This window comes from Micromonospora rubida (assembly GCF_009908295.1).
In the GTDB taxonomy this organism is placed as follows: domain Bacteria; phylum Actinomycetota; class Actinomycetes; order Mycobacteriales; family Micromonosporaceae; genus Micromonospora; species Micromonospora rubida.
Window position 1 is genome coordinate 1,034,929 of the sequence record NZ_JAAALO010000002.1, and the last position, 14,029, is coordinate 1,048,957.

The 14,029-nt window shown below is 75.7% G+C and carries 10 protein-coding genes; 4 read left to right on the forward strand and 6 right to left on the reverse strand.

All coding sequences use genetic code 11. The annotated features are described in order from the left end of the window. Window positions 1-290 precede the first annotated feature (290 nt). Both hpt and GVV04_RS32160 read right to left on the reverse strand, forming a co-directional pair. Complete coding sequence (hpt, locus tag GVV04_RS09275; RefSeq protein ID WP_161686501.1) at window positions 291-863, reverse strand: hypoxanthine phosphoribosyltransferase; 573 nt, start codon at window positions 861-863, stop codon at window positions 291-293. Window positions 864-962: 99 nt separating this feature from the next. Then, the gene (locus GVV04_RS32160; RefSeq protein ID WP_201753022.1) at window positions 963-1,100 is read right to left on the reverse strand and encodes a hypothetical protein; all 138 of its coding nucleotides are present in this window, start codon (window positions 1,098-1,100) and stop codon (window positions 963-965) included. 151 nt (window positions 1,101-1,251) lie between these two features. On the opposite strand from GVV04_RS32160, the gene GVV04_RS09280 reads away from it, so the two are divergent. After that, window positions 1,252-2,214, forward strand: a complete 963-nt coding sequence (locus tag GVV04_RS09280; protein WP_161686503.1) for a GlxA family transcriptional regulator — start codon at window positions 1,252-1,254, stop codon at window positions 2,212-2,214. 89 nt (window positions 2,215-2,303) lie between these two features. Here GVV04_RS09280 and tilS read toward each other — a convergent pair whose 3' ends face one another. From tilS to dacB, 3 genes are all read right to left on the reverse strand, one after another. After that, window positions 2,304-3,368 carry a tRNA lysidine(34) synthetase TilS gene (gene tilS, locus GVV04_RS09285; RefSeq protein ID WP_161686505.1) on the reverse strand — a complete coding sequence of 355 codons (1,065 nt, stop codon included), beginning with the start codon at window positions 3,366-3,368 and terminating at the stop codon, window positions 2,304-2,306. 10 nt (window positions 3,369-3,378) lie between these two features. Beyond that, complete coding sequence (locus GVV04_RS09290; protein WP_161686507.1) at window positions 3,379-4,446, reverse strand: zinc-dependent metalloprotease; 1,068 nt, start codon at window positions 4,444-4,446, stop codon at window positions 3,379-3,381. An 80-nt stretch (window positions 4,447-4,526) separates the two neighbouring features. After that, window positions 4,527-6,332 carry a D-alanyl-D-alanine carboxypeptidase/D-alanyl-D-alanine endopeptidase gene (dacB, locus tag GVV04_RS09295; RefSeq protein ID WP_161686509.1) on the reverse strand — a complete coding sequence of 602 codons (1,806 nt, stop codon included), beginning with the start codon at window positions 6,330-6,332 and terminating at the stop codon, window positions 4,527-4,529. Between the two features lie 156 nt (window positions 6,333-6,488). Between dacB and GVV04_RS09300 the strand changes: the two genes are divergently transcribed. Further along, complete coding sequence (locus GVV04_RS09300; protein WP_161686511.1) at window positions 6,489-6,995, forward strand: inorganic diphosphatase; 507 nt, start codon at window positions 6,489-6,491, stop codon at window positions 6,993-6,995. Between the two features lie 35 nt (window positions 6,996-7,030). On the opposite strand, the gene eccD is transcribed toward GVV04_RS09300, so the two are convergent. Next, window positions 7,031-8,431 (reverse strand): type VII secretion integral membrane protein EccD, encoded by a 1,401-nt coding sequence (gene eccD / locus GVV04_RS09305; protein ID WP_161686513.1) that lies wholly within the window; start codon window positions 8,429-8,431, stop codon window positions 7,031-7,033. A gap of 100 nt (window positions 8,432-8,531) precedes the next feature. On the opposite strand from eccD, the gene eccCa reads away from it, so the two are divergent. Both eccCa and mycP read left to right on the forward strand, forming a co-directional pair. Beyond that, the gene (gene eccCa, locus GVV04_RS09310) at window positions 8,532-12,512 is read left to right on the forward strand and encodes a type VII secretion protein EccCa (RefSeq protein WP_161686515.1); all 3,981 of its coding nucleotides are present in this window, start codon (window positions 8,532-8,534) and stop codon (window positions 12,510-12,512) included. Window positions 12,513-12,621: 109 nt separating this feature from the next. Next, window positions 12,622-13,986: a type VII secretion-associated serine protease mycosin gene (gene mycP / locus GVV04_RS09315; protein ID WP_161686517.1), complete on the forward strand. Its 1,365-nt coding sequence runs from the start codon at window positions 12,622-12,624 to the stop codon at window positions 13,984-13,986. Window positions 13,987-14,029: the final 43 nt, after the last annotated feature.

The window sequence follows — 14,029 nt, forward strand, 5'->3', positions numbered from 1 at the left end:
GCCGCCGTGCGGGCCGGCCTCGACCCCGGGGCGCGCAACTGCCGCACCACGGTCACTCGACGGTACACCGTGCGCGCGACATGTGAGCCTGCGAGCCCAGCAGTTACGCGTAAGGCGAACCGGGTTTCAGCCGGCGTGGCGGGAGTTCTGCACCCGGCCATCCGACCGCCCGGTCAAGCGGGTCGAAGGACCGGGCGTAGAGGGCAACTCCACACCACCGACCCCTACCGTAGACCGATCAGCTGAGAGCGCGCTGAACGTCCGCTTGACGGGTGCCGGACGAACGGGCCTCACGCCCGGGCGTAGACCTCGGGCTTGAGCACTCCGACGTAGGGCAGCTCGCGGTACCGCTCGCCGAAGTCGAGGCCATAGCCGACGACGAACTCGGTCGGGATGTCGAACCCGACGTACTTCACCGGCACCGGGACCTTGACCGCGTCCGGCTTGCGGAACAGGGCGACGACCTCGACGCTGGCCGCCGAGCGCGACTCCAGGTAGCGCAGCAGCCAGGAGAGGGTGAGCCCGGAGTCGACGATGTCCTCGATGACCACCACGTGCCGTCCGGCGATGTCGCGGTCCAGGTCCTTGAGGATCCGGACCACGCCAGAGGAGGTGGTGCCCTGGCCGTACGACGAGATGGCCATGAAGTCCAGCTCGGCGGGGGGGCCCTGCCGGCCCAGCGCCCGGGCGAAGTCGGCCATGAACATGACCGCGCCCTTGAGCACGCAGACGAGCAGGAGCCCATCGACGCCGGCGTAGTCAGCCGAGACCTGCTTGGCCAGCTCCGCCGTCTTCTCGCGGATCTGCGCCTCGGAAATGATCACGTGGTCGATGTCGGCGTCGTACCAGGAGCCGTCAGCCATGACTCCTAGCCTGCCGTACGCCGGATGCCCTTCGTCGGCGGGGCCGCCCCTTTCGACGCGGTCCCGCCGGGATTTTCTACGCATCCGGCGCGAACCGGGTCAGCAGATACTGGATCGCCACCGGCGACCCTCGTCGGTGGGCTTCCAGTCGGCCGAGTCCCGGGTGTCGGCGACGAGGCCGAAGGCCGACGCGACGACGAGGAGGAGCAGGAAGAGCAGGAACGGCAGGAAGGCCATGGCGGCGCTCGCTTTCGCGGGGTTTTCGGATGTTTTCGCCGCCGGTGCGCACCGGACTGGAACCAGTCTGCGCGCCTGCTCACACACCGGACAGTGGCAGTTATGCCACCCGACCTCGATTTTCTGCCACCCGTACGGTTACCCTCGTCACATGCTCCGATCCGTCGCCGTCCTCGCGCTCGACGGGGTGGCCCCGTTCGAGCTGGGGGTGCTCGCCGAGGTCTTCGGCACCGACCGGACCGCCGACGGCTTCCCCGGTTACCGGTTCACCGTCTGCACGTCCGACGGCGCCCAGGTGCGTACCTCCGCCGGGTTCCACCTCACCCCGCACGCCGACCTCGGGCCCATCGAGGACGCCGACCTGGTCGCGGTGCCCGCGCACAGCGGCGACACGGCCACGCCTCCCGCCGTACTGGACGCGCTGCGCCGGGCCGACGCGCGCGGCGCGTACGTGCTGAGCGTCTGCTCCGGGGCCTTCGTGCTCGGCGCGGCCGGGCTGCTCGACGACCGGGAGTGCACCACCCACTGGCGGTACGTCGACGAGTTGCAGCGCCGCCACCCCCGGGCCCGGGTCCGGTGCAACTCGCTCTACGTGGCCGACGGCCGGCTACTCACCAGCGCCGGCACGGCCGCCGGCATCGACGCCTGTCTCCACCTGGTACGTGAGGAGCACGGCTCGGCCACCGCCACCCGGCTGGCCCGCCGGATGGTCGTCCCGCCGCACCGCGACGGCGGCCAGTCCCAGTACGTCGAGGCGCCCATCCCGAAGGCCCCCGAGGCACCAACCCTGGAACCGGTGCTGGAGTGGCTGATGGGTCACCTGGACCGCCCCGTCACCGTCGACGGGCTGGCCACCCGGGCCGGGATGACCCCACGCACCTTCGCCCGCCGGTTCCGCGCCGAGACCGGCACCACGCCCCACGACTGGCTGACCAACCAGCGGGTGCTGCTGGCCCGGCGGCTGCTGGAGGAGACCGGCCTGAGCGTGGAGGGCGTGGCCGGCCGGGCCGGCTTCGGCGACGCGGCGACCCTGCGCCACCACTTCACCCGCCGGCTGGGCACCACCCCGCACACCTACCGGGCCACCTTCCGCGACCGCGCTACGACCGGCTGACCACCGCCGCCGGCCGGTTCCCGCCCACCGCCAACAGCCAAGCGGCCGACCTCAGCCGCTCGGTCGGCCCGGTCGGTGGCGGCGAGCCGTCAGGCAATCGGGTCGGTGGCCGCGAGCCGGCCGGCGCGGCGGACCACCCGGATGCCACCGGGCAGATGGGTCGCGCCCTGTCCCCGCCAGTCGGTGACCAGCGCGTCCAGCGCGGCGACGTGCCGGTGGGACAGCGCGGCGGGCGCCGCGCCGAGTTCCCGGGCCCAGGCGTGCAACACCCGGGTCCGGACCGCCGGGGCGAGCCCGGCCAGCCCCTCGACCGACAGCCCGCCCCCGGGCACCCGCACATCCGCCGGCGGCGGCCCGCCCGCCCCGCCGACGGCGGCGGCCGGATCGGCCAGAACCGCAGGGTCAGGCGGGGCCAGGGCGGCGGCGGCCAGGGCGTCGAGGGCGGCGGTGTCGGTGGCCACCAGGCGGGCAGTCCGGGCGAGGTTGTCCAGCACGGCGGGGCCGAGCGCCCGGACCAGCGCGGGCAGCACGTCGGCCCGGACCCGGGACCGGGCGTACGAGGGGTCGGTGTTGTGCGGGTCCTCCCACGGGGTCAGCCCGAGGGCGGCGCACGCCTTGCGGGTCTGCTCCCGGGTCACGTCGAGCAGGGGGCGCAGCAGCGGCACCCCGGACAGGTCCCGGCGGGGGGGCATCCCGGCCAGCCCTCGCGGGCCGGCGCCCCGGGCCAGCGCGAGCAGCACCGTCTCCGCCTGGTCGTCGCGGGTGTGCCCGGTGAGCAGTGCCGCCGCCCCGTGCCGCCGGGCCGCCTCGACCAGCGCCTGGTAGCGGGCCTGGCGGGCGGCTGCCTCCGGCCCACCGGGACGGCCGGCGACGTCGACCCGGACCGCCTCGGCCGGCGTGAACCCGGCCGTGGCCGCCCAGTCCGCCACGGCGGCGGCCCGCCGGTCAGAGCCGGCCTGGAGGGCGTGGTCGACGGTGACGAGTCCGGCCCGCCGGCCGAGCCGGGGCGCGACGAACGCCGTGGCGGCGGCCAGGGCGAGCGAGTCGGCCCCGCCCGAGCAGGCGACCAGCACCGGCCCGTCCCCGGCCAGCGCGGTCAGCGCGCGGCGGACCGCGAGTCGGACCGCGGCGACCGACGGGGCGAGCGCGGCCATCGGCGTACGGTCAGCCGACCGTCGGGGTGGCGCCGGCCGGCCCGTGCACCCGGGCGACCCAGGCGTCCGGGTCGCCGAGCTCATTGAGCCGGGGCAGGGTCAGCGGGGAGCCGAAAATCTTGTTGAAGCCGTCCATGCCGACCCGCTCGACGACGCCGTGGACGAACTTGCGGCCCTCGGCGTACTGGCGCATCTTGACGTCGACGCCGAGCAGCCTGCGGATCGCCTTCTCCAGCGGGTTGCCCGACTCCCGACGCTGGTTGAACCCGGCCCGGATCCGCTCGACGCTGGGGATGACCTGCGGGCCGACGCCGTCCATCACGAACTCGGCGTGCCCCTCCAGCAGGGTCATCAGTGCGGTGAGCCGGTCGAGTACGGCCCGCTGGGCGGGGGTCTGCACGATGTCCAGCACGCTGGCCCGGCTCTCCGGGTCCTTCACCACGTCGGAGAGGGTGGCCACCCCCCGGCGCAGCCGCTCGACCAGGTGCTCGCCGCCCTGCGAGGCGTCCACGAACGCCTGCACCTCGCCGAGGAAGTACGCCCGCATCCAGGGCACCGACGTGAACTGGGTGCGGTGGGTCACCTCGTGCAGGCACACCCAGAGCCGGAAGTCACGCGGGTCGGCCCCCAGCTTCCGCTCCACCTCGACGATGTTCGGCGCGACCAGCAGCAGCTGGCCGGGGTCGCCGGAGAAGACCTCGTACTGGCCGAGGACCCGGCCCGACAGGTAGGCAAGCACGGTGCCGGCCTGGATCCCGGTGACCCGGGAGCCGATCGCCTCGGTGAGCGGGCCGGGCTGCTTGTCGCCGGAGAGCCGGCCGACCAGCGGGGTGATCACCTCACGTAGGCCGGCGATGTTGGTCGCCGCCCAGTCCCGCCGGTCCACCACGCGCACCGGTGGGTGCGCCACCTGCGAGCGGAGCCCGGTGTAGTCGGCCACGTGCCCGGCCGCCTCGTCGGTCAGTCGCCGCAGCTCGGAGACCACCTCGGTGGCCTCGGAGTACGACACCCGGGGCCCCGACTTGCTCAACGCCCCCGCGGTCGCGGCGGCCAGATCCCAGTCCACGAACTGCGCCATGCACCCACCGTACCCGCGCCGGAACACCCCCACCTTTCGCCGCCGACAGGACATGGCACCACAAAAGGGCCCGGGTCGGTTCAGCGGCAGCCGCAGCGGGCCAGCGCCGAGGTGATCCGGTCGAGGGCACGCCGGGTGTCGTCGAGGGAGTCGGGCGGCGTCTGGTCGGTGAGCACGGCGAACGTGAGCAGCCGGCCGTCGGCGGTGGTGACCAGCCCGGCGATGGCGTGCACCCGGGTCAGCGTCCCGGTCTTGGCCCGGACCACGCCGGCCCCGGCCGCCGTGGCCGGCACCTGGTACCGCCCGCCGAGGGTGCCCGACCAGGCGGCGACCGGCAGGCCGCCGAAGATGGCGGCCAGCTCCGGGTGGGTGCCGTTGCCGGCGAGCGAGATCAGGTCGGTCAACAGGGAGGGGCTGATCCGGTTGCTCCGGGACAGCCCGCTGCCGTCGGAGAGCGTGATCTCGTCGGCCGACAGGCCCAGCTCGCCGATCACGATGTCTGTCGCCGCCGCCCCGCCGACGAAGGACGCCGGCTGGTCGCGGGCCAGCGCGACCTGCCGGGCCAGCGCCTCGGCGATCACGTTGTCGCTGTCGGTGATCATCAGATCGACCAGCCGGATCATCGGCAGCGACTCGACCTTGCCGAGCTCGGCGCCGGGCGCGGGGGCAGCGGCGGACGGGGCCGCGCCGGCGGACGGGGCGGTGTCCCGCTTCACCTCGGCGGCGGCGCCGGTCAGCCCGAGCAGCCTGGCGAAGGCGCGGCCGGCCACCAGGTCGGGCTGTGGGACCCGCTCCGCCCAGCCGTGACTGGTGTCGAAGTTCTTCTTCGCGGCCTGCGGGTCCCGGCGCGCGCCGTCGGTCATCAGCGCGCTGATCGCCGCGCCGAACCCGCCGGTGGGGATGTCCGAGTCCCAGCCGGGGCCGTACACCTGGCCGGGGAAGAGCGAGGAGTCGACGACGACCCGGGTCGGCGCGGTGCCGCCGAGCGCCTGCTTGACCTGCTTGGCCAGGTCGTCGAGGCGGGCCGCGTCGGGGTAGAAGCCGTCGCCGTCCACCGCGAGGGTCGGGTCGCCGCCGCCGACGAGGACCACCTCGCCCGGGTTCGCGCCGGCCACCGCCCGGGTGGGGATGCGGTGGTCCGGCCCGCGCGCCCCCAGCACGGTGACGGCGGTGGCCAGCTTGGTCACCGAGGCGGGGACGGTGCCGGCGTCGCCGCCCCGCGAGTAGAGCGACCGGCCGCTCGTCACGTCGGCAACCGACACGTTGACCCGGCTGCCCAGTTCGGGAGCCCGCAGCAGCGGTTCGAGTGCGGCGCGCACCCCGTCCGGGGTGGGCTCGGGGGCGTTGCCGTCCGGGCCGGCGAGCACCGGTACCGGCTCCGGCTCGGCGGCCTCGGCGGGCGCCTGCGGGCTGGGCCGGTCCGCGCCGAGCCAGCCGGCGACCGGACCGGGCCGGACCACCGCCAGCCCGGCCCCGACCAGGGCGAGCAGCAGCACCGTGGCCAGGACGGCCAGCGGGAGGCGGCGGCGGGCCGGCGGCCGGCCGTACTCCGGGGCCGGCCCGGCCGGCGGTTCGCCGGCGCCTCCCGCTCCCGGTTGCGGCACGGGGGCGGCAAAGCCGGCGGTCGGGCCGGCCGAAGCCGGCAACCGGTCGGCCACGGGCGCCCGGTCCGGGGGCCGCCACATGGGCGGTGGGGGCCGCTCCCCGGACCTGGTGAGCTGGACCGTGGCATCGGGGTCGATGCCGTCGGCGGGGGGCGGCACGGGGGTACGGGGCAGGTGCGCCTCGGGCACCGGGACCCGCCCGGTCGCGCCCCCGGAGCGCGGATGTCCGCCCTTCCGCCCGTCAACCCCCTCCGGACGGTAGTGTGAATCTTCCCTCCCCACGGCCCCCTCCTCCCACACGGAAAACAGCTTGGGTGACACTACTTCGGTCCGAAGACTATGCGGCGGCCGGAGCAGGCGGGTAGGCATTCACCTGTCCTGGGGAGCGGCGCCACTGGTTTCCGTTAGCCAGCGTGGGCAGACGAGGGAGCGTGGAAGATGGATTTCGACGTCACGGTTGAGATCCCCAAGGGTCACCGCAACAAGTACGAGGTGGACCACGCGACCGGCCGGATCAGGCTGGACCGCACCCTCTTCACGTCCACGCAGTACCCGGCGGACTACGGGTTCATCGAGGGCACCCTGGGCGAGGACGGCGACCCGCTGGACGCGCTCGTGCTGGTCCCCGAGCCGACCTTCCCCGGCTGCCTGATCCGCTGCCGCACCATCGGCATGTTCCGGATGACCGACGAGAAGGGCGGGGACGACAAGGTCCTCTGCGTGCCCTACGAGGATCCGCGTCAGGAGCACCTGCGCGACATCCACCACCTGGGCGAGTTCGACCGGCTGGAGATCCAGCACTTCTTCGAGGTGTACAAGGACCTGGAGCCCGGCAAGTCGGTCGAGGGCGCGACCTGGGTCGGCCGGGTCGAGGCCGAGGCCGAGATCCACAACTCGTACCGGCGGGCCAGGGAGGCCGAGGAGCGCGGCGAGTCCACGCACTGACACCACCGGCAGACGCCGACGGGCCCGGGAGCCGCTCAGCCGAGCAGCCCCCGGGCCCGTTCGTACAGGTCGAGCACCGCGCAGGCCACCGGCACCACGGAGACCACCAGCGCGGTGTCGGTCAGGTCCGCCAGCCGACCGACGTACGGCGACACGGGCCGCCGGGCATACGTGGTGCCGGCGGCCACGGCGATCAGGGCCACGACCAGCCCGCCGGCGGCCAGCAGCAGCCTCCCGGGCTGGCCGGAGCCCACGGCGAGCACCCCGCCGAGCAGGGCGGCCCCGGCCAGCCCGGCGGCCACCGGGGGCACCCGGTGGCGCAGCGCCACGAAGAGCCGGGAGCGCAGCAGCAGCACGGCGGACGCGACCGCCACCAGTAGCCGCCCGGCCGTCCCGCCCGTCACGGCGAGCACCACCGCCGCCCCGGCCGCCAGCACGGCGTGCCCGAGCAGCATCCCGGTCAGCATCTCCTCGGTCCGGGCCACGGCGGCGTACACCCGGGCCCGGTCCGGCAGGTCCCGGGCGGCCTCGGCGCCGGGGCTCCCGTCGCCGGGCAGGGTGATCGGCGGCAGCGGCAGCCTGCCCAGCCGGATGGCCAGCAACGGCAGCCCGCCCAACGCGAAGACCAGGACGCAGACCAGCACCGCCGCGGCGCCCTCGGCCGGCAGCGCCAGCCCACCGAGCGCGACGAGCGCGCCGGCCGCCCCGGCGGTCGCGCCGGCCACGAAGACCCGGACCCGGCTGGCCACCCCGAACAGGCCGAACATCGCCACCAGCAGCAGCGCCGCCGCGCCGGCCAGCAGCTCGGGGGCGCCCAGCCAGCGCAGCGGCGGGAACGCACCGACCTGGTCGCCGGAGCTGACCGCGAGGGCGCCGGCCACGGCGGCGTACGGCAGGGCGTAGCCGCCCAGCGTGGCGCCGGTGGCGCCGTCGCCGTACGCCCGGGAGGCGACCGTGCCGGCGACGGTGAGCAGCAGCGCCACCGCGACCGCGACCGGCCAGCCGGCCCGATGCCCGGGCCCGGCGGCGAGCACCGCGAGCAGCCCGACGGCGAGCGGGACGGCCGCCCCGGCCAGGGTCGCGGCCCGGGTGGCGGCCGGCGACCAGGCCGCGCCCCGGCGGCGGGCCCCGTCGGCGATCGCCTCGACCACGTCGTCGTACTCCAGTTCGGGCCACTCGGCGCGGGCCGGCACCAGGTGCAGCACCTCGCCGTCGCGGACCCCCTGGGGCAGCAGCGCCTGGGCGGTGAGCAGCACCGCGCCGTCGGCGCGACGCAGCACCCAGCCTCCGTGCCGCTCCCCGTCGTCGGCCAGCCCTTCGCCGGCGTGCCGGAGCACCTCGGGCAGCAGCTCGACGAGGGGGACCTGCTCCGGCAGGGCGACGTCGACCCGGCGCTGGGGGGCGCTGATCGTGACACGGGCCAACCCGGATGTCATCGGCGCATCTCCATATCAAGGGGGGCGGCGGCTGCGCGGACGGAAGGACTTTACCTACCATGAGCCAGGCTCGGGTCACCGAGCGTTCTGGGGAGGGCGAGTGTCCACTGTCGTCATCAAGCGGCCGCCCCGGCGTCCCGCGCCGGAGATCCCCGTCGGCGAGCTGCCCGTCGAGGCGCCGCCGGAGATCCCCGCCGTCACCGGCACCCGCTGGCAGCAGGGGCTGATGGTGCTGCCCATGCTGGGCGGGACAGTCGCGATGGCGATGATGTTCGGCCGGGGCGGCGGGGCCTACTCGTACGTGGTCGGGGGGATGTTCGGGCTGTCCTCCGTGGCGATGCTGGTGACCTCGTGGGGCAGCGCCTCCGGCACCCCGAAGAAGTCGGAGATGATGGCCGCCCGGCGGGAGTACCTGCGGCACCTCACCGCGCTGCGCCAGCGGGTCAGGCGGACCGCCGGGCAGCAGCGGGACGGCCTGCACTACCGGCACCCCGACCCGGGCCGACTCTGGTCGACCGTGGACAGCCACCGGGTCTGGGAGCGCCGGCCGGCCGACCCGGACTTCGCCGTGGTCCGGGTGGGCCTCGGCCCGCAGACCCTGGCCACCCCGCTGGTTCCGCCGGTCACCCGGCCGCTGGAGGAGCTGGAGCCGATGACCGCCGGCGCGCTGCGCCGGTTCCTCGACGCGTACTCGGTGGTGCCGGACCTGCCGGTGGCGCTGTCGCTGCGCAGCTTCGCCCGGGTCCACGTCCGGGGCGAGTCGGCCGTCCGGGGCACCGACGGGCGCGTGCGGCCCGACACCGGTTCGCCCGACGCCCAGGCCCTGGCCCGGGCCCTGCTCACCCAGCTCGCGGTCTTCCACGCCCCGGACGAGCTGCTGGTCGCGGTCTGCGCCGGCCCCGAGCGGCGGGCCCTCTGGGAATGGGTGAAGTGGCTGCCGCACGCCCACCACCCCACCCGCGTCGACGCCGTCGGCCCGGTCCGCCTCGTCACCAGCTCCGCCCCCGAGCTGGAACGGCTCCTCGACGACGTGCTGGCCAGCCGGTCCCGGTTCAGCCCGGCCGGGCCGGCCACCGACGGCCCACACGTCGTGGTGGTGCTCGACGGCGGCGACCTCACCGGCGCCACCGACCTGGTCGGCGACGGCGGCATCGACGCGGTCACCGTCGTCGACCTGGACACCCCGCCGCCGCGCCTGCTCGACCGGTACGCCCTCCTGCTCGACCTGCGCGGCGGCCGGCTGCACTCGCACTCGGTCGAGGGGCACGCCGAGGTGGGCAACGCCGACCGGCTGACACCCGCCGAGGCGGAGGCGGTCGCCCGCCGGCTGGCCCCGCTGCGGCTGGCCACCGCCGTGCGCGGTCCGGACGCCCCGGTCAACGCCGAACTGGGCCTGCCCGAGCTGCTCGGCATCGGCGACCCGGCCGGCTTCAGCGCCGAGCAGGGCTGGGGGCCCCGGTCGGCCCGGGACCGGCTGCGGGTGCCGATCGGGGTGGGCACCGACGGCGGGGCGATCGAGCTGGACCTCAAGGAGTCCGCCCAGGACGGGATGGGCCCGCACGGGCTGCTGATCGGGGCCACCGGCTCCGGCAAGTCCGAGCTGCTGCGCACCCTGGTCCTCGGGCTGGCCGCCACGCACAGCTCCGAGCAGCTCAACTTCGTCCTGGTCGACTTCAAGGGCGGGGCCACCTTCGCCTCGTTCGACCGGCTGCCGCACACCGCCGCGGTGATCACCAACCTGGCCGACGCGCTGCCGCTGGTGGACCGGATGGTCGACGCCATCAACGGGGAGCTGGTCCGCCGGCAGGAGCTGCTGCGCCGGGCCGGGAACTTCGCGAGCCTGCGCGACTACGAGCGGGCCCGGGCCGCCGGCAATCCGCTGGCCCCGCTGCCGTCGCTGCTGCTGATCTGCGACGAGTTCTCCGAGCTGCTCTCGGCCAAGCCGGACTTCATCGACCTGTTCGTGCAGATCGGCCGGCTCGGCCGGTCGCTGGGGGTGCACCTGCTGCTGGCCAGCCAGCGGCTGGAGGAGGGGCGGCTGCGCGGCCTGGACACCCACCTGTCGTACCGGATCGGGTTGCGCACCTTCTCGGCGCTGGAGTCGCGGACGGTCCTCGGGGTGCCCGACGCGCACGAGCTGCCCCGCTCGCCGGGGCACGGCTACCTGCGCTTCGGCACCGAGCCGCTGATGCGCTTCAAGGCCGCGTACGTCTCCGGGGCGCTGCGCCGCCCCGACGGCGCGGCGGGGCGCGGCGGGGCCGGCGTGCCCCGCCTGCTCGCCTTCTCCACCCACGCGGTGCCGGTGTCGGAGCCGGCCGCCCCGACGGTCGCCGCCGAGGCGGACACCGGCGCCGCGAGCCTCCTCGACGTGCTGGTGGAGCGGCTGGCCGGGCAGGGCCCACCGGCCCACCAGGTGTGGCTGCCGCCGCTGGGCGACGCGCCCACCCTCGACGAGTTGCTCGGGCCAATCGGCGCCGACCCGGGGCGTGGGCTGGGCTCCGCCAACCCGGAGCTGCACGGCGCGCTCCAGGTGCCGGTGGCCGTCGTCGACAAGCCGTTCGAGCAGCGTCGGGACCTGCTCTGGCTGGCCCTCGGCGGCTCGGCCGGGCACGTCGGCGTGGTCGGCGGCCCGCAGAGCGGCAAGTCGGGCCTGCTACGCACGCTGGTCTGCGCGCTGACGCTGACCCACACGCCCGTCGAGGCGCAGGTGTACTGCCTGGACTTCGGCGGCGGGGGCCTGGCCGCGCTGCGCGACCTGCCGCACGTCGGCGGGGTGTCCGGCCGGACCGACCCGACCGCCGTGCGGCGTACCGTCGGTGAGATGGCCACCCTGCTGGCCGACCGGGAGCGCCGCTTCGCCGCGCTGGGGGTGGAGTCGATGGCGGCGTACCGGCAGCGGCGGGCCGCCCTCGTTGCCGCCGGCCAGCCGAACACCGACCCGTTCGGCGACGTGTTTCTGGTGGTCGACGGCTGGGGCGCCCTGCGCGCCGAGTACGACGACCTGGAACCCCTGGTCACCGAGCTGGCCGCCCGGGGCCTGTCGTACGGGTTGCACGTGGTGGCCAGCGCGCTGCGCTGGACGGACTTCCGGCCCGCCGTCCGGGACCTGTTCGGCTCCCGACTGGAGCTGCGGCTCGGCGACCCGTCGGACTCGCTGCTGGTCCGGCGGCCGGCTGCGGCGGGCGTGCCGGAGAAGACGCCCGGCCGGGGCATCACCGGTGAGGGCCTGCACTTCCTCACCGCGCTGCCCCGGCTGGCCGGGCCGGACGGGGAGACCGCCACGCTGGTGAAGGCGGTCGCCGGGGCGTGGACCGGGCCGGTCGCGCCCCGGGTCCGGCTGCTCCCGCCGGTGTTGCCGTACGCGGAGCTGGACCTGGCCGGCACGACCGGGCTGGCGCTGCCGGTCGGGATCGCCGAGGCGGACCTGCGCCCGGTGGTGCTCGACTTCGCCACCGAACCGCACCTGCTGGTCTTCGGGGACGCCGAGTGCGGCAAGTCGTCGTTCCTGCGGGCGTTGGCCTCCACCGTCGTGGGCCGGTTCACCCCCGACCAGGCCCGGGTGATCCTGGTGGACTACCGGCGCAGCCTGCTCGGCGCCATCGAGACGGAGCACCGGATCGGCTACGGCACCGACGCCGCTCGCACCGCCGACCTGGTCGAGGCGGCCGCCGGGTACATGCAGGCCCGGCTGCCCGGCGCGGACATCACCCCGGCGCAGCTGCGGGAGCGGTCGTGGTGGTCGGGGCCGGAGCTGTTCGTGCTGGTCGACGACTACGACCTGGTGGCCAGCGGGCCGGTCAACCCGCTGCGGGCGCTGGAGGAGTACCTGTCGCAGGCCCGGGACATCGGCCTGCACCTGGTGCTGGCCCGCCGCGCGGGCGGCGCGACCCGCGGCTACGACCAGTTCCTCCAGCGGCTGCGCGAGCTGTCCGCCCCCGGCCTGGTGATGGCCGGCAGCCCGGACGAGGGGCCGCTGGTCGGCCAGGTCCGGCCCGGCCCGCTCCCGCCCGGACGGGCCCGGCTGGTGACCCGGCGGGAGGGCGTACGCCTGGTCCAGCTGGCCCATCTCCCTCCGCAGTGAACGCCGGCACCGCCCCGGGCCGGCGGCGCTCCGGTGACCTGTTGCGGGATCGGCGTATGGCGGAGGGGAAAACCGGTAATCTCCGAACAGCATGTGTCCGCCGCGATGAATGGCTGGGAATGTGACTGGGGATCGGCAGGGCTGTTCGACGACGGCGCGACGGTTCACCCGCCACGCGCTGCTCGGCGCGTCGGCGCTCGCGGTGTCGCTCATCGGTCCGGTTCCGCCGTCGGCGCTCGCCGCGCCGGCCCGCCCTGTGGCGCTCGCGCCGCTCGCCGCGCCGCCGGCCGGGGCGGCGCCCTGGCGGGTGTCGCCGGTGGACACGCCGGCCCGTGCCGACCAGGTCCGCGACGAGCAGTGGCAGCTCGGCGAGTTGCGGGCGTCAGTCGCCTGGCGCACCTCGACCGGGCGCGGCGTCACCGTAGCGGTGATCGACTCCGGGGTGGACGGTTCGCACCCGGACCTGGCCGGTCAGGTGCTGCCCGGCATCGACCTGGTCGACGACGGCAGCAACGACGACGGCCCGGACCCGGTCGGGCACGGCACGACGGTGGCCGGCCTGATCGCCGGGCGCGACGACGACAAGCGCGGCGCCGTCGGGCTGGCCCCCGACGCGAAGATCCTCCCGGTGCGGGTCCTCGACGACGAGAACCGGTACGACGACGCGCTGATCGTCGCCAAGGGGGTCCGTTGGGCCGTGGACAACGGCGCCCGGGTGATCAACCTGTCCCTCGGCGGCAGCGGCGACAGCCCCGCCCTGGCGGCGGCGCTGGACTACGCGTTCGCCCGGGACGTGGTGGTGGTCGCCTGCACCGGCAACCTGGCCGCGTCCTCCGACACCAAGGTCTGGTACCCGGCCCGGGAGCCGGGCGTGATCGCCGTCGCCGGCCTGGAACGCGCCAGCGACAGCCTCTGGTCCGGCTCGATCACCGGCCCCGCCACGATCCTCACCGCGCCGGCCACCGGCCTGGTCGGGGCCCGGCCGGGCGGGTACTGGCGGGTGCAGGGCACCAGCTTCGCGACCCCGCTCGTCGCCGCCACCGCCGCCCTGGTCCGGGCCCACTGGCCGCAGATGTCCGCCGGCGAGGTGGTGAACCGCCTGATCAGCACCGCGCGGGACATCGGGCCCGCCGGCCGCGACGACCGCTTCGGGTACGGCATGGTCGACCCGGTCGCCGCGCTCACCGCCGACGTGCCGGCGGTGCGGCGCAACCCGCTCGACGACAACTCCTCCCCCGGCGTGGTGGGCTTCGGCCCGGCGCCCGGCACCGCCGAGAAGGAGCCGGTCGCCGGAGCCGGCGCGGACCCGCTCGGCTTCACCGCGCCCCGCCAGCAGACCCGTTGGACGGCCCGGCCGGCCGGCGGGCCGGACGGCTCCGACCCGGAACGGCTCTGGACGAGCGTCGCCGTCTTCGCCGCCCTGGCCGCCGGGGCCGTGCTGGTGACCCGTCGCCGCCGCCGGTCGGTCCGCTGACCGGTCGTCGCCGTCGGATTCCATCGCGCCGGTCGGCCTGATC